General features: G+C 51.0%; 13 protein-coding genes. 7 read left to right on the forward strand and 6 right to left on the reverse strand.

Annotation, left to right across the window (positions count from 1 at the left end):
- Positions 1-28: 28 nt before the first annotated feature.
- A complete protein-coding gene (locus G9C99_RS05885; RefSeq protein WP_166416525.1) occupies positions 29-1177 on the reverse strand; it encodes a pyridoxal phosphate-dependent aminotransferase in 1149 nt (382 codons plus the stop codon).
- A 67-nt stretch (positions 1178-1244) separates the two neighbouring features.
- Here G9C99_RS05885 and G9C99_RS05890 point away from each other — a divergent pair, with 67 nt between their 5' ends.
- Together G9C99_RS05890 and G9C99_RS05895 are read left to right on the forward strand one after the other, a co-directional pair.
- Complete coding sequence (locus G9C99_RS05890; protein WP_166416526.1) at positions 1245-2588, forward strand: M48 family metalloprotease; 1344 nt, start codon at positions 1245-1247, stop codon at positions 2586-2588.
- Between the two features lie 11 nt (positions 2589-2599).
- Positions 2600-3352 (forward strand): DsbA family protein, encoded by a 753-nt coding sequence (locus tag G9C99_RS05895; protein WP_166416527.1) that lies wholly within the window; start codon positions 2600-2602, stop codon positions 3350-3352.
- A gap of 46 nt (positions 3353-3398) precedes the next feature.
- Here G9C99_RS05895 and ispG read toward each other — a convergent pair whose 3' ends face one another.
- The 4 genes from ispG to G9C99_RS05915 form a co-directional block, all read right to left on the reverse strand.
- A complete protein-coding gene (gene ispG / locus G9C99_RS05900) occupies positions 3399-4508 on the reverse strand; it encodes a flavodoxin-dependent (E)-4-hydroxy-3-methylbut-2-enyl-diphosphate synthase (RefSeq protein WP_166416528.1) in 1110 nt (369 codons plus the stop codon).
- A gap of 103 nt (positions 4509-4611) precedes the next feature.
- Positions 4612-5790 carry a helix-turn-helix domain-containing protein gene (locus tag G9C99_RS05905; RefSeq protein WP_166416529.1) on the reverse strand — a complete coding sequence of 393 codons (1179 nt, stop codon included), beginning with the start codon at positions 5788-5790 and terminating at the stop codon, positions 4612-4614.
- 114 nt (positions 5791-5904) lie between these two features.
- Entirely contained in the window at positions 5905-7128 is a 1224-nt protein-coding gene (gene hemA / locus G9C99_RS05910; RefSeq protein WP_166416530.1) for a 5-aminolevulinate synthase, read from the reverse strand.
- A gap of 197 nt (positions 7129-7325) precedes the next feature.
- Positions 7326-7943, reverse strand: a complete 618-nt coding sequence (locus G9C99_RS05915; protein WP_166416531.1) for a 5-aminolevulic acid synthase — start codon at positions 7941-7943, stop codon at positions 7326-7328.
- Positions 7944-8069: 126 nt separating this feature from the next.
- On the opposite strand from G9C99_RS05915, the gene G9C99_RS05920 reads away from it, so the two are divergent.
- From G9C99_RS05920 to G9C99_RS05935, 4 genes are all read left to right on the forward strand, one after another.
- The gene (locus G9C99_RS05920) at positions 8070-9443 is read left to right on the forward strand and encodes a M20/M25/M40 family metallo-hydrolase (RefSeq protein WP_166416532.1); all 1374 of its coding nucleotides are present in this window, start codon (positions 8070-8072) and stop codon (positions 9441-9443) included.
- A gap of 136 nt (positions 9444-9579) precedes the next feature.
- Positions 9580-10287: a glutathione S-transferase family protein gene (locus G9C99_RS05925; RefSeq protein WP_166416533.1), complete on the forward strand. Its 708-nt coding sequence runs from the start codon at positions 9580-9582 to the stop codon at positions 10285-10287.
- Between the two features lie 66 nt (positions 10288-10353).
- Positions 10354-11730, forward strand: a complete 1377-nt coding sequence (locus tag G9C99_RS05930; RefSeq protein ID WP_166416534.1) for an L-serine ammonia-lyase — start codon at positions 10354-10356, stop codon at positions 11728-11730.
- Positions 11731-11868: 138 nt separating this feature from the next.
- Positions 11869-12780: a DMT family transporter gene (locus G9C99_RS05935; protein ID WP_166416535.1), complete on the forward strand. Its 912-nt coding sequence runs from the start codon at positions 11869-11871 to the stop codon at positions 12778-12780.
- Here the strand turns inward: G9C99_RS05935 and G9C99_RS05940 are convergent.
- Complete coding sequence (locus G9C99_RS05940) at positions 12728-13417, reverse strand: thiamine diphosphokinase (RefSeq protein WP_166416536.1); 690 nt, start codon at positions 13415-13417, stop codon at positions 12728-12730. The two genes, G9C99_RS05935 and G9C99_RS05940, sit on opposite strands and share 53 nt — an antisense overlap.
- A 216-nt stretch (positions 13418-13633) precedes the next feature.
- Between G9C99_RS05940 and G9C99_RS05945 the strand changes: the two genes are divergently transcribed.
- The gene (locus G9C99_RS05945; RefSeq protein WP_166416537.1) at positions 13634-15598 is read left to right on the forward strand and encodes a hypothetical protein; all 1965 of its coding nucleotides are present in this window, start codon (positions 13634-13636) and stop codon (positions 15596-15598) included.
- Positions 15599-15632 lie beyond the last annotated feature (34 nt).

Raw genomic sequence — 15632 nt, forward strand, 5'->3', positions numbered from 1 at the left:
GTCAAATATCTCAAACGCAAAATTTCTTTCACGCACGGCCGTTTTCCATAAACGCTGTGAGGCGCTTTAAGCCCTCTTTGACGTCTTCGGTTGAACGTGCATACGAAAACCTAAGCGTCGTCGCGCCGCGATGCGGATCAAAGTCCAACCCCGGCGTAACAGCTACACCAGCTTTTTCCAAAATTTCCGCAGCGAAAACACGGCTATCCGACGTGTAGTCGGACACATCAGCATAGAAATAAAATGCCCCATCTGGCGGCGCAATTTTATCGAATCCGGCCTTTGGCAATCCATCCTGCATCAACAGACGGTTTTCTTTATACACCTCTAAATTGCCATCTAGCTCTTCTTCGCATCGCAATGCAGCAAGTGCCGCAACCTGTGCAGGGTGTGACGCGCAAATAAACATATTCTGCGCGAGGCGTTCAACCGTTCTGATGTGATCGTCTGGAACGATCATCCAACCAACACGCCAACCGGTCATCGAAAAATACTTTGAAAACGAATTGATGACGTAAACATCTTGCGAAATTTCCAAGGCCGAAACCGCCCGGCCCTCGTATTGGATACCGTGGTAAATCTCATCCGAGATAAAGGCGATGTCGCGCACTGCACATGTTTCGATAAGCGCGCCCAATGCGTCCCGATCCAACATCGTACCCGATGGGTTCGCAGGTGATGCGACGATCAACCCCGACAGATCCATTTCCTCAAAATCAGCGGGAACAGGTTGCAAGCGGTTTTCAGCCGAAGTTTGAATGCCCACCGGGTCCAAATCTAACGCCTTCAGTATTTGCCGATAAGACGGGTAGCCAGGTTCGCCTAGCCCGACCTTCTCTGCGGTATCAAAAAGTGCGGTAAATGCTAGAATAAACGCACCGGACGATCCGGGCGTAATAACAATACGCGCTGGATCCACCTCGACATTATACCATTTTTTATAGAGTTTTGAGATCCCTTCACGTAACTCAGGCAGACCTAGGGCAACAGTGTATCCTAGAGCGTTTTCAGCCATATCAGACGCCAATGCAGAACGCGCCCCGGCTGGCGCTGGTGTTCCGGGCTGCCCCACTTCCATGTGAATTATACTGCGGCCTGCTTCTTCTGCAGCGCGGGCAGATTCCATGACATCCATCACAATAAAGGGATCAACCTTCCCCCGGCTTGAACTTCTCATGAAAGGTCTCCACACTTGCCAAATCTTAAGATGGTTCTTCCAGCCTGATTGAAAAAGGTCAATGACAATGCGTTCACTTAAACTTGGTTGGTCTGGAATTCGCACCGCGCTGGTCGCTACAGTTTTCACGGTGAGCCAAGCGGCAGCCGGTTTTGCACAAAGCATCATCCGAGACGCAGGAATTGAACATGCACTTGGTGAATTGGCCCGTCCAATCCTGAACGCAGCAGGGCTATCGCCAGATCGCGTTGAAATTCTATTGATCAACGACAATTCTCTAAACGCCTTTGTTATCAATTCTCAAGCCATCTTTATTCATTCAGGATTGGTGACACGTGTCGATGAACCCGGAATGTTGCAGGCTGTTATTGCCCATGAAGCCGCACATATCGCCAATGGGCACTTAGCCCGGCGCGCAGCCAATGCACGCAATGCGCGCACAGCTGCTGGATTGGGCTTACTGCTGTCTGCAGCTGTCGCGGCGTCGGGTAACGCACAGGCCGCGACGGGTGTTGCGCTCGGGTCTGCCAGTGCAGCTCAGAGAAACTTTTTTGCACATACCCGTTCTGAGGAAAACTCTGCCGATCAATCCGCTGCGCGTTACATGGCAGCTGCGGGCGTCGATCCACAATATATGGTCGATGTTCTCGACATTTTTCGCGGACAAGAGGCCCTATCCGTTGGCCGCCGTGATCCATATGCATTAACCCACCCGCTTTCGCGTGATCGTCTACGGGCGGCTCGGGGATATGCCGCAGGATACCAGATTGCGTCAGACGCAGATTCGGCCAGTCGCTATTGGTTCCTACGCGCCCGCGCAAAACTAAGCGCATTCCTTGGCAACCCTGGACGCACTTTGCGCCAATTGCGCCGCGCAGAAACCAACGAAATCGTGTTGATGCAACGTGCAATCGCCTATCACCGTCTTCCTGATCTCGCAAATGCACTCGAAAACATTGATGCGCTTATCGCACGCCGGCCAAATGATCCCTACGCACATGAATTAAAGGGTCAAATTCTGTTAGAGGGGCGCAACCCTTCTGCAGCGGTCAATTCATATCAACGTGCTGTCAACTTAGCGCCGCGTCACCCGCTGCTATTGGCAGGTTTAGGTCGAGCATTGGTTGCCCAAAATACCGCGGCTTCAAATCGGCGCGCGTTACAAGTATTAGAACAAGCCCGCGGGCGTGATACAACACAACCTCGCATGTTGCGCGATCTCGCTGTTGCCTATTCACGGGATGGAAACAACGGCATGGCTTCGTTGGTAACAGCAGAACGCTATGCGCTGACGGGCCGATTGTCAGATGCGCTCACCCATGCACGCCGCGCAGAAGGCCTATTGCCACGTGGTTCTACTGGGTGGAATCGTGCGATGGATGTGATAATAACGGCTGAAGCCGCTAATTAACGGAGACTTAAATGAAATTTCGCACCCTCCTCACCGGAGCACTTCTTGCCACGACGGTAAGTTTTACGGCCTCAGCCTTTGAACTCGAAGCCATGACCGATGAGGAAAGAACTGCGTTTCAGGCTGAAATACGGGCATATTTGCTAGAAAACCCCGAAGTCATCATGGAAGCGGTTGCAGTTCTAGAGCAACGTCAAGCAGACAGCCAATCGCAAAACGACGCGACATTGCTGCAAGTCAATGCGGATGCGATCTTTGATGATGGGTTTTCCTATATTGGCGGGAATCCTGAGGGCGACATCACGCTTGTTGAATTTCTGGACTATCGTTGCGGATACTGTCGGCGCGCCCATCCAGAAGTGTCAGAGCTGGTCGCAAGCGATGGAAACATCCGTTTGATCATCAAAGAATACCCAATTTTGGGAGAACAGTCTGTTCTAGCCTCTCGTTTCACGGTCGCGGTTAAACAACTTGCTGGAGATGAGGCTTATAAACGTGCGAGCGATGCCATCATGGAAATGCGTGGTGACGTCTCCGAAACCTTCCTCAGCACGCTCGCCGTTGAGCTTGGCTTAGAAACGACAGCCGTTTTTGACCGGATGGAAAGTGACGAAGTGACCGCAGTTCTACAGGAAACCCGCGCATTAGCGCAGCGTCTCCAAATCAGCGGTACGCCAAGCTTCATAATGGAAGATGAAATGCTTCGTGGATACCTGCCGCTAGAGGCGATGCGCCAGTTGGTTGAACAACAACGCGAAGGTTGATTTCATTCTTACCAGAAAAAGAGGCCGCGCTCAGCGCGGCCTTTATTCATTCTGCAGCATCTAACTTCGCCGCGTGATTTTCGACTTGTTCGACGATGTGATCAACCATCTGATCGTTAGACATCTTATGGCTTTGCTTACCTGCCAAATAAACCATTCCAGATCCAGCACCACCGCCGGTAAAACCCACATCGGTCATCAACGCCTCACCAGGGCCATTAACAACGCATCCGATGATCGACAGGCTCATTGGGGTTTTGATATGCTCTAACCGCTTTTCCAATGCCTCGACTGTCTTAATCACATCAAACCCCTGCCGCGCACATGATGGGCAGGAAATGATATTTACCCCGCGGTGGCGAAGCCCGAGAGATTTCAAAATATCATAACCAACTTTGACTTCTTGAACGGGATCAGCCGACAGACTGACGCGGATTGTATCTCCTATGCCCATCCACAACAGGTTCCCTAGCCCAATCGCAGATTTGATAGTTCCGGACATCAGGCCACCTGCTTCGGTAATACCAAGATGAATTGGTGCATCCGTCGCATCAGCAAGCGCTTGATACGCCGCAGCAGACATGAAGACATCCGATGCTTTCACGGAAATCTTAAATTCGTGGAAATCATTATCCTGCAGGATTTTGATGTGATCCAGACCACTCTCGACCATCGCGTCGGGGCATGGTTCGCCATATTTATCCAGCAGATGTTTTTCCAAAGATCCAGCGTTCACACCAACACGGATGGAACAGCCATGATCTTTGGCCGCTTTGATCACTTCCTTGACACGCCGTTCGTCCCCAATGTTACCCGGGTTGATCCGCAAACAGGCCGCGCCTGCTTCTGCTGCTTCAATCGCGCGTTTGTAGTGAAAGTGAATATCGGCGACGATCGGCACCGGGCTTTCTTTTACAATCTCTTTGAGAGCAGCGGTCGATTCAGCATCTGGCGTTGAAACGCGAATAATGTCAGCACCCGCATCAGCACATTCCAGTACCTGCTTAATGGTCGCGGACGCATCAGAGGTGATTGTATTGGTCATGGTCTGGACCGAAATCGGCGCATCCCCCCCAACCGGCACTGATCCAACATGAATTTTGCGGGATTCACGGCGGTAGATATTGCGCCATGGGCGGACATGATTCAGCGACATAGGGATACTCCGGCGTCATCCAAGTTTGCTAACGCCTACATATGTGATGATACCCCAAAGCACAACGGGCCGCGCCATCACACTCTCATACAAGGATAGGAATTTACTGATCTAAGACGTTAAGTTCAGCAACCATCCGGGCCAAGTCGCCATCCGCAGCTATATCAGCAACTGTGTAATTTTCAGTCAAAGAAGCAACTGAAAGCTCAACACCTGAGGTAACCGATCCTGCGGTGCCAGCTGGGCCATAATGCTCCCCGTTCACCGCGAAATAAATCGCACCGGATTCGCCAGCACGCAATGTTGCAGCCTCTTCCGTTTGAGGAAGAATAAACTCTTCGCCCGCATCCATGACCTTTTCAAAGATCACGGTGCCGCTCGCGCTGCGCACCCGCACCCAAGATGGACGAACCGCAACCATTACGACTTCTGGCACCGGCTCTTCAACAACTTGAATGAGCGTCTCAGCAATAAGGCTGTCCAAGCTATTTGGCGCGGCAGTTGCAATGATTGTTGGTGCCGGTGAATTAAACGTACCAACTGTGCGCGGATCAACCGCAGCGATTGGTCCATCACGTGCAACTAAAACCGGTATGCTGAGCGCCTCGGGGCGGTACAGACGTTCAAGCGCATCTGAGCGCTCAGTCGTATTTTCAGCAAATTGACGGGTGGCATCAGAGGCTTCCAAAGGATCCAGACGCGCAGTCAGAATAGGCTCAGCCTCAACTTCGGTCACTTGGACGCGCTGAACTTCTTGTAAAACGCTCCAGCCGCCATAACCAATTAAACCGACAAGCCCTAGCAAAACGGCAACCGACCCCAGAGCACCCGGTTCAATTTGTGAAATAAAGCTTTCTTTCGGGGGAACAAAATTTGCATTCAGACCCGTGAATGGATCACCTGATTGCTGATCTTGTGTTGGACGGGAGACAGGCGTGATAACGGACGAACCAACAGAAAGCCCATGTGCCGTTTCAAATCCGCTTTCGGCACAGAAACTTGCAAAAGTTTCATCGCAATCAAGTCCGAGATAGCGCGCATAAGACCGCACATATCCGGCGATAAAACCAGGCGTATCGAATGCAGATGGGTCACAATTTTCAATGGCGGCAATATAGCTGGCTTTAATTCTGAGATCCCGCTGAACATCAAGCAAAGATTTTCCCAACGTTGCGCGTTCACCGCGCATGACGTCACCTAACCTCAACTCAAAATCATCAAAGCCTTTTAGTTCAGGTACTTCTTCTGAACTTTGGTCTTTACCCCAAAACCGCCTAATCATTCGCCCTGCCCTCGACGTGTTAGCGTGCCCTAAATATACCCGTGATTCCCTTTCACGGTTACAACTTAGGACTATATTAACACACTCACGGAATTATTGCACTCGATTACAGGGTTAACCGGCAAGATCGGCGCGATTCAGCGCACAGTGCGACCAGAGCGAATCAAGAGCCTTTACCAAAGCGTCAATTTCCAACGGTCCGTGAACTGGCGACGGGGTAAAGCGCAAACGCTCAGTCCCACGCGGCACGGTTGGGTAATTGATCGGTTGCACGTAAATTCCGTAATCTTCGAGCAAACGGTCAGAGATCATTTTGCATTTTGTCGGATTGCCAACATGTACAGGCACGATATGTGTGCCATGGTCGATAATTGGCAGGCCCAGCCCTTTAAGGCGGGTTTTCAAAATACGCGCTTGTAACTGATGTTGTTCGCGCAGAACTGTGTCGGTCTTTAGGTGACGCACAGATGCAGCGGCACCAGCAGCAACAGCAGGCGGCAATGATGTCGTAAAGATAAAGCCAGGTGCATAAGAGCGAATTGCATCAACCATTTTGGCGCTGGCTGCGATGTAGCCCCCCATTACGCCATAAGCTTTGGCCAGAGTTCCATTAATGATGTCGATACGATCCATCAGCCCATCACGCTCTGCAACACCACCACCACGAGGGCCGTACATACCAACTGCGTGCACTTCGTCGATGTAGCTTAGCGCGCCAAATTCATCTGCCAGATCAAGTATCTCTTCGATCAGACCGAAGTCTCCATCCATAGAATAGATAGATTCAAACGCGATAACTTTAGGGGCTGCAGGGTCGAGCCCTTCCAAAACCTCACGCAGATGCGCAATGTCATTGTGGCGGAAAATATGTTTTTCACAGCGACCGTTGCGGATGCCATTGATCATCGACGCATGGTTCAACTCATCAGAGATCAGGATAAGCCCTGGAAACAACTTTGGTAGCGTCGAGAGCGTGGCATCGTTGGCAATATAAGCCGAAGTAAAGACGAGCGCCGCTTCTTTTTGGTGAAGATCAGCGAGTTCCGCTTCGAGTTCTTTATGATAAACGGTGGTGCCTGAGATATTGCGCGTCCCGCCAGAGCCCGCCCCTGCGGAATCTAACGCCTCGTGCATTGCCTCAAGCACAACGGGATGCTGGCCCATGCCGAGATAATCATTGCCACACCAAACAGATACAGGCTGTTCCTCGCCGTCAGGACGATTCCAGACAGCATTCGGAAACATGCCCCGTTTGCGTTCGATATCGATGAAAGTACGGTAACGCCCTTCTTCGTGCAGGCGTTCAAGGGCTACATCAAGTTTCGCCGTATAATCCACGGGCGCATCTCCTGCAATGGCACGACAGTACGACTGCCGATCAGCTTTCACGAGGCAAATGCCCCAAATTCACCCCAAATTGCAAGCCTTAGCTCACATTCAAAGTTTCAAAGAGCAATACCCATATCTTTTTTGGCGTTCTTTGATCTAGATCGTTTTCCGCCGTTAAATCAGAGTCTAACGTCTTTGCGCTCTTATTACGATCCCGAATCCGACACGACAATGATACAATCTGACACGGGTGCTTCTTCCTCGTCATTATCAGCCATTGCCACAACAGCAGCTTCACAGGCATTTAACGCCTCGTCTTCGGCATTTTCACCTATATGTATTGCGTATTGGCCTGTTTCAGGTGAGGCGGCAAAGGCCTTTTCATCGCGAACACGGCGATACTCATCGCGAAATGCAATCGTTCCAGCTTGGCTCAGTTGTAAAACCTGCCCCTCTTCCCAACGGCGTGGAGTGATGATTGCAGCTATTTCACAGGGCTGCTCTGCTTCACGTACGGCTTCACAAGCCTCTAACGCAAAATGCTCTGCGGCTTCGGTAGAGTGATGATTGGCCCCAGCGACTGTTCCTGCATGCAGCATCCCATCACCGGGAGAAACAGCAATAGCACCATAATATTGTAATTGCGCGCCGACAGCCTCAAGCGTGGCTTTTTCTGCTTCTGACAAAAAAGACACATCTAAAACGGTAACATCCCCACCAGTATGGGAAAACAGGGCGCGCCGCGCCTCTCGTTCGCTTACGGGTTCCGCCAAAACTGGACTTGCAATCGCGACAAACAGAATCGCTGAAATGGTGGCTTTCATCTTGTCCTCACATTTTACTCAGCCCTTACTTTACTCATAAGCGTTTTTCGTTACCAGTGGGCACTGGACACTCGGCAAGACAATGCTAGGCTCGCGCCAATTCCACCGATTTACAGGAGCCTTGGGATGTCACTTGACCCCGTTCTCGCCCATATTGACGACAACATCGACGCCGCCACAGACCGCTTGCTTGATTTGTTGCGCATTCAGTCTATTTCGACAGATCCTGCCTATAAGGACGATTGCGACAAAGCTGCCAATTGGCTGGTCGATGATTTGAAGTCACTTGGCTTTGATGCCACCAAACGACCTACGCCAGGCCATCCGATGGTTGTTGCACACGGCGAAGGCGAAGGCCCACACGTCATGTTCTACGGTCATTATGATGTGCAGCCTGTTGATCCGCTCGATCTCTGGGACAATCCGCCTTTCGAACCCGCTATAGAAGATACAGCCAAAGGTAAGGTCATTCGTGGTCGTGGATCATCTGATGACAAAGGCCAGTTGATGACATTTGTAGAGGCTTGCCGGTCGTGGATTGCTATTCACGGAAGCCTACCAACAAAAATCAGCTTTTTCTTTGAGGGTGAAGAAGAATCAGGATCACCATCACTTGTCCCGTTCATGAAAGAAAATGCAGAAGAGCTGAAATCTGACATTGCATTAATCTGTGACACTGGCCTTTTCGATAGCCGTGTTCCAGCGATTATGACCAGCCTGCGTGGCTTATTGGGCGAAGAGCTAACGATCACAGCAGCAAACAAAGACCTGCATTCCGGCATGTTTGGTGGCGCCGCCATGAACCCTGCCCGCGTATTAGCTAAGATCATTGCAGAACTGCACGATGAAGATGGGCGCGTTACTGTTCCTGATTTTTATGAAGGCGTTCCTGAGATGTCCAATGCGATCCTCGCTCAATGGGACGGGCTTGGGTTTGACCACAAAGCATTCCTTGGTGAAGTCGGCCTATCAGAACTCGCAGGCGAACGTGGCCGCAGCGCGCTTGAGATGATCTGGTCCCGGCCAACTTGCGAAGTAAATGGCATGATTTCCGGCTATACCGGGGACGGTTTCAAAACAGTTCTTCCATCACAGGCCAGCGCAAAGATCAGTTTCCGACTTGTTGGTACGCAAGATCCGCATGCTATTCGCAAAAATTTCCGGGCGATGGTCCAATCCATGTTGCCAGCAGACTGCACCGTTGAATTCAAAGATCACTCGGCGTCCGGCGGCAACCAAATGTCCACTGATCACCCCGCATTCGCCAAAGCACGTGCTGCATTGTCAGATGAATGGGCCGATCCTGCGGCTTATACAGGCTGTGGAGGCTCGATCCCAATTGCCGGGCATTTCAAATCCATTCTGGATACGGATGCGATGCTGATTGGCTTTGGCAAAGACGACGATCAAATCCACTCCCCCAACGAAAAATACGACCTTGAAAGTTTCCACAAAGGAATCCGCAGCTGGGCCCGTATTTTACACGCTTTAAGCAAATAGCGCTAACACCGTAGAAGCTCCCGCAAATTGCGGGAGTTTCCTTTCGGAAACTTCGTCTCTGAAAAAGAAAACGTCGTTTTATTGAGAGATAGACAGAGCAGTATTTTGCATTGTGGGCCATCGAATAGGGGCCCACATGTTTTGCTTACACTATGCACCAGACAATGCGTCGATGATTATTCGCCTCACTCTAGAAGAGTTGAAGGTGCCGTACCGCTGTGCCCTCGTTGATCGGAAGGCAAACGCCCAAAGAGCCGAACATTACACAAGCCTCAATCCGCGCGGGCTGATCCCTGTCTTGGAAACCCCCGATGGTGCAATCTTTGAAACCGCCGCAATTTTGCTATGGCTTTCGGAACAACATAACGCCATGGCCCCTGCCCCAAATTCACCTGAGCGTGGCACGTTTTTAAAATGGCTCATCTATGTTTCCAACGGGCTTCATACGGATTTACGACAGCTGTTTTATCCCAACCAATACGTCGGTTCAGAGCAAAGCCTCCAGGACCAGTTTTTTGAGATCACGTCAGCTCGTGTCATCGAAAACCTCACACATCTCGAAGACCTCAGCACGCAAGGCCATAGTTGGTTTAACGCGCCCCTCTCGAACGGATCGCCGAGTATTTTTGATTATTACGTCGCCCTGTGCTTGAGGTGGCTTGCTTTATACCCGCAAAACCGTGCGGGCTGGTTTGACCTTCGCAATTTTCCAAACCTATTCGCATTCGCGCAACGGTTGGAACAGCATCCAACTGCGGTAACAGCTTGCGCGGCAGAGGGCTTGGGCTCGACCCCATTCTCGGCCCCTAGCTACGCCACCCCTAAAGAAGGTTCCGCGACATGACACATTCATTCGCGTTCTTCTTCATCAAAACACACTCACGCCTCGCCACCTGAAAGGTCGCCAATCATGTTTCTTTCTGTTTTTGACATGTTCAAAGTGGGCGTTGGCCCATCTTCCTCCCACACGATGGGTCCAATGGTTGCCGGCGCTCGGTTTCTCGATCTTTTGCGGGAATCGCCCTTTCATGCTGCTGGGCTAAAGGGGTCATTGCATGGTTCTCTCGCCTTCACTGGGGTCGGTCACGCAACCGACCGCGCTACGATCTTGGGCTTATGTGGTTTCTTACCCGACACATATGACGCCGCAAAAGCGGAAGAAGCGCTTGCTGCAATCCGGGCCACAAAAACAGTTGAGCCTGAAGGCTTGGGCACATTGGCTTTTGACCCCGATAGCGATCTGATTTTCGATTATGGCCCCCCCTTGAAAGGCCATGCCAACGGAATGATCTTGATGGCAACCGATGCGCAAGGCGACGTGATCTTGCAAGAAACTTATTATTCAATCGGCGGCGGGTTTGTTCTATCCGAAAAGGAAATGAACACCGAAGCAACAACAGACGACAACGCATCAGAATACCCGTATCCATTTGAAAGCGCGAATATGATGCTTGAAATGGCCGCCAAAAGCGGGAAATCAATCGCTGAAATGAAGCGTGCAAACGAATTGGTACACCGCAGCCATGCGGAACTCGATTACGACATGGAACGTATTTGGCAGGTCATGAACGATTGCATCAATCGCGGCTTAGTCACCGATGGCATTTTACCAGGCGGTTTATCCGTGCGCCGTCGCGCCAAAAAGATCAACGATGCGCTAGAAGCTGAGCGCGGCGTCAATATTTCAGCGCCACACATCATCAACGATTGGATGAGCGTTTACGCCATGGCTGTGAACGAAGAAAATGCAGCAGGCGGTCAAGTTGTAACAGCACCAACAAATGGTGCGGCAGGCGTTGTACCTGCCGTTATTCGCTACTGGTTGGATCATGTTCCCGGTGCCACACTCAGCCGCGTCGGAGAGTTTTTGCTAACGGCCGCTGCGATTGGCGGATTGGTCAAGCACAATGCATCTATTTCCGGTGCAGAATGTGGTTGCCAAGCTGAGGTAGGTTCGGCTGCAGCAATGGCAGCGGCAGGACTGTGCGCTGTAATGGGCGGAACAGTCGAACAGGTCGAAAATGCCGCTGAAATCGCACTTGAGCATCATCTTGGCATGACATGCGATCCGGTTAAGGGACTCGTTCAGGTTCCTTGCATCGAGCGCAATGGATTGGGCGCAATCAAAGCAGTCTCTGCGGCCTCTCTTGCCCTACGTGGGGACGGTCAGCACTTTGTTCCACTAGACAGTGCAATTGAAACGATGCGTCAAACCGGCATGGATATGCATGAGAAGTATAAAGAGACCTCTCTTGGCGGATTGGCTGTAAATATTCCGAACTGCTAAATTTAAGCTCTAATAAAACAACCGCCTGCGATACACTCGAAATGCTTCGCCAACCACAAAGTACGAGTTAGACGCAGGCGTTTGTATCCCTACAAAGAACCGCTTGAAACACCATCTCAGCACACCTAGCGTGCGCGCATGACACATGACCGCCCCATGCTTGGATTGCTATTGATGACCGGATTTTGCGTTCTAGCCCCACTCGGGGATGGAATGGCTAAACTTCTGAGCGAAACCGTTTCACTTGGGGCATTGCTTTTTGTGCGATTTGCGGCGCAGGCGGTTTTTCTCGGACCTGTTGTTTGGGCGCTAAAGCTAAACTGGCGCATGCCAAGCCACATTTTCAAGTTGGTGGTCGTGCGTACTATTTTGCACATCATGGGCATTGGGCTCATGTTTAGTGCGCTGCGCTACCTCCCACTTGCAGACGCGATTGCCATTGCCTTTGTCATGCCTTTTATCATGCTGTTGCTTGGTCGCTTGGTTTTAAACGAAGAAATCGGCAGCCGCCGTTTGATCGCCTGTTTCGTCGGCTTTATCGGCACCCTCTTTGTCATCCAACCGAGTTTCACCGCAGTTGGTTACGCAGCACTATTGCCTTTAGGGGTGGCCTTAGTCTTTGCGCTTTTTATGCTTGTTACACGGCAGATTGCAAAAGTGACCGACCCTATTGCTTTGCAAGCCGTATCAGGCAGTCTCGCTTCTTTGATATTGCTGCCCGCCCTGATGTTTGGTCAGTTCAACGATATAGCTGACCTCACTTTGCAAATTCCAAACCTCACCACCGCATGGCTGATGCTGGCGATTGGCGCGGTTGGTACAATTGCACATTTACTGATGACATGGTCACTGCGTTACGCGCCGTCTGCGACGCTTGCTCCGATGCAATACCTCGAAATCCCCTTTGCAACTATCATCGGTTTTGCACTTTTTGGAGATTTCCCAAATGGTCTGTCAGCGCTGGGAATAGCGATCACAGTCGCCGCGGGCCTCTATGTTATTTACCGTGAGCAGGCCATCGCGCGTCAGATTCCATCAACCCAGCAATAGCAACGTCTAACATTTCCCGTGGTAGCATCACCAACGCGTTAGGGTGATCCATTTCCAGATGTACTGCACCAGAGGTTTGATTAGAAACCCCCGTCCGCCCACCTGGACTAAGGTTGAGCCCATCAATCGGCCACTCTAATCCCGTTGAACGCCCTGTGGCATGCCCCATTGGAAAAATTGAAAAGCGCATTCCCAACGGTAAATCCAAATCCAGTACGGGCGGCGCGAGAAAGACAATCTCTTCGTCATTCACCAATAAGCACTGTTGCGAAGGAAACCCCATCAATGTGGAAAACACGGTCAGCGTATGATCCAATCGGCCCGTGGTAAAACCAACGCCTAAAATGAGTGGCGCAGTGATTCTCGAGATGCACTTTTCAAAGTCCGTCGTGTTTTGCTCTGATACATGATGCAGTCGATCTGCTGGAATACTGAGCCGAGTTGCCTCTTTCATCGAATCAAAGTCGCCAATAACCCCATTCGGCATGACATTTACTTCGGCCAAATGCTCTGCTCCGCCATCTGCTGCGAAGGTAAATTCAGTTATTTCCGTACAATCGAATAAATCGCGCGTCCGAATTGGGGCACCACCAACTAGGGTCACAATATCTTTTGTGGTAAAGGTAAATTCCGGCATCTACGGCGTATCCCAATAGCAATTGCCACATTCTTGCCCTGAAATGAGACAAATATCATCCCAGTTTCGTGGTTTTTTTGCACAAAGTTAAAGTTACTACCGTGTTACAAAGTAAAGAAAGCGAGCAGAACCATGGTGGGTTCGAATAAAATCCTTACTGTTTCCTACGGGACATTTTCATGCACCCTTGAAGGATTCGATGAGTCCTTCGGGACAATGAAGGCCATTGCTGAATATTTTCAGGATTTGGCCTCTAACGATAGATATTTCGGGGCGGAACCTCCGACGCCGGACGCAGAAATGCTGACACGGATCGCAGAACGCGAAATCCAAAAACGTGTCGAAGCAAAAATCAGCGATTCTGGTGTTGTACTGCGTGCCGCAGAATTGGCGCCACCCGAAGCTACGGCATCTGCACCAGTAGCAGAACCTACTGTTTCAGAGCCCGCAACAGAGGCACCCGCAGTTGTGGAACCTCAACCGGCAGCACCAGTAGCGGAAACGGCAGAAGTCGAAGACGTTCCTGAAACACAACATGACGACTCCGAAAGCATCGCCGCGAAATTGCAGCGCATACGTGCTGTCGTTTCACGCAATGAAGGTTCGTCTTTTGACGATGACGAAAGCCCTGTTGGCTTCGCCGGATTTGAAGACGCTGAAGTTGTGGATGAAGATCTTCGGGAAGCCGAAGCTGTAGTCCCGGAAATCAACGAAGATCTGGAAGTCGCCGAAGAAGCTCAAGCTGAAACAGGCGAAGAACGCGAAAGCGCTGACGATGCCTTAGAACAAGCCGAAATCGCGGTAAGCGACGAAGAAACCGTTTCTGAGGACAATTCTGCAGAAATCGATGATTTATCTGCTCTTTTAGATCGAGTCACCGATTTCGAAGAAGAGCAGGAAGAGCCCGAGCTTGAAGCGCTCCCGGATGTATCTGAATACATAGAGGACGAGGGTGATCTCGGCGATGATACGATCGCGGCAGCTTTGTCAGCTATTGAAGAAGACATCTCAGACGATGAAGAGCTTCAAGTTCAGGATATCGTTGAAGAAGGCAAAGCAGAGGATTCTGTTGAAGACGCTCCTGTTGCGCCTATGCGGGCACGCGTTCTCAAAATAAATCGCGCGGCATTAGAAGCAGCAACAGCAGCGGGAACTGTGAACGACCTTATCTCTGAAAAGGCCGAAGCGGAGCCGGAAGTCGAAGACGAAGCCATCGCCGCCGCAGTTGAAAGCAGCCTTTCACAAGAAGACGAAGATGATTTGTTACGTCAGTTGGCTGAAGTTGAAGAGCTTGAACCAACTGTAGACCTAAACCTCGAAGAGGAAGACACAGCCGCGGATATCTCTGAAGAGATCGATCTGTCGGGCTTAGATGATCTGGAAGAAGAAGAGTTTGAGCCAGAAATCGAACCTGAGCAGGCTATTTCCCCACGTCGTGTTTTAACCGAGACCCCAGCTGCAGACGAAGAATCAGTTGATCGGCTTCTACGCGAAACCAACACTCAACTGGAGCAACCTGAATCCAGCCGTCGCCGTTCTGCCATTTCGCATTTGCGGGCTGCTGTGGCTGCGACCGTCGCAGATCGTAAACTGAAGCAAGACGACGAAGCACAGGACGACGACAACTCAGACAGCTACCGTGAAGATTTGGCATCTGTCATGCGTCCAAAACAGGGTGATACGCCTGCACCAAGCCGCCGCGTCGCACCTTTGATGTTGGTATCTGAACAACGTGTTGATCAGATCGAAACACCTGCAGTGCAACAACCTGCCGCCGCTGCAAGCCCAGCTGCAGTACGCCCACGTCGGGTTCAACGTTCTAGTGCGGTTTTGAAAGAAGTAATCGAAACCGAAGAAACGGTTGCGGCACCCGCAGACGACAACATCTTTGCCGAAAGCGTGTCTTTCGCAGATTTTGCCGAACGTCTGGGTGCAACCGAACTGCCTGATTTGTTGGAAGCAGCAGCAGCATACACGTCGTATGTCCAAGGATTGCCGAATTTTTCTCGCCCTCAAGTCATGCGCCAAGTTGCTGCATTTCAAGGGCGCGAAAACTTCAATCGCGAAGATGGGTTACGGTCTTTTGGACATCTGTTGCGCGAAGGCAAAATCGTCAAGATCAAACGCGGACAGTTTGAAATTTCTGAAACAACTCAGTTTAAACCAGCCGCAAACGGTTAAACTTTCAGAACTAAAACGTAAAACGGAGGGCCTT

This window comes from Cochlodiniinecator piscidefendens, assembly GCF_011326755.1.
Taxonomy (GTDB): Bacteria; Pseudomonadota; Alphaproteobacteria; order Rhodobacterales; family Rhodobacteraceae; genus Cochlodiniinecator; species Cochlodiniinecator piscidefendens.

Bases quoted from the DNA above. Each gene is read 5' to 3' on its own strand.
- G9C99_RS05885 (WP_166416525.1), bottom strand. From the start codon at position 1,177: ATGAGAAGTTCAAGCCGGGGGAAGGTTGATCCCTTTATTGTGATGGAT.
- G9C99_RS05890 (WP_166416526.1), top strand. From the start codon at position 1,245: ATGCGTTCACTTAAACTTGGTTGGTCTGGAATTCGCACCGCGCTGGTC.
- G9C99_RS05895 (WP_166416527.1), top strand. From the start codon at position 2,600: ATGAAATTTCGCACCCTCCTCACCGGAGCACTTCTTGCCACGACGGTA.
- ispG (WP_166416528.1), bottom strand. From the start codon at position 4,508: ATGTCGCTGAATCATGTCCGCCCATGGCGCAATATCTACCGCCGTGAA.
- G9C99_RS05905 (WP_166416529.1), bottom strand. From the start codon at position 5,790: ATGATTAGGCGGTTTTGGGGTAAAGACCAAAGTTCAGAAGAAGTACCT.
- G9C99_RS05915 (WP_166416531.1), bottom strand. From the start codon at position 7,943: ATGAAAGCCACCATTTCAGCGATTCTGTTTGTCGCGATTGCAAGTCCA.
- G9C99_RS05920 (WP_166416532.1), top strand. From the start codon at position 8,070: ATGTCACTTGACCCCGTTCTCGCCCATATTGACGACAACATCGACGCC.
- G9C99_RS05925 (WP_166416533.1), top strand. From the start codon at position 9,580: ATGTTTTGCTTACACTATGCACCAGACAATGCGTCGATGATTATTCGC.
- G9C99_RS05930 (WP_166416534.1), top strand. From the start codon at position 10,354: ATGTTTCTTTCTGTTTTTGACATGTTCAAAGTGGGCGTTGGCCCATCT.
- G9C99_RS05935 (WP_166416535.1), top strand. From the start codon at position 11,869: ATGACACATGACCGCCCCATGCTTGGATTGCTATTGATGACCGGATTT.
- G9C99_RS05940 (WP_166416536.1), bottom strand. From the start codon at position 13,417: ATGCCGGAATTTACCTTTACCACAAAAGATATTGTGACCCTAGTTGGT.
- G9C99_RS05945 (WP_166416537.1), top strand. From the start codon at position 13,634: ATGAAGGCCATTGCTGAATATTTTCAGGATTTGGCCTCTAACGATAGA.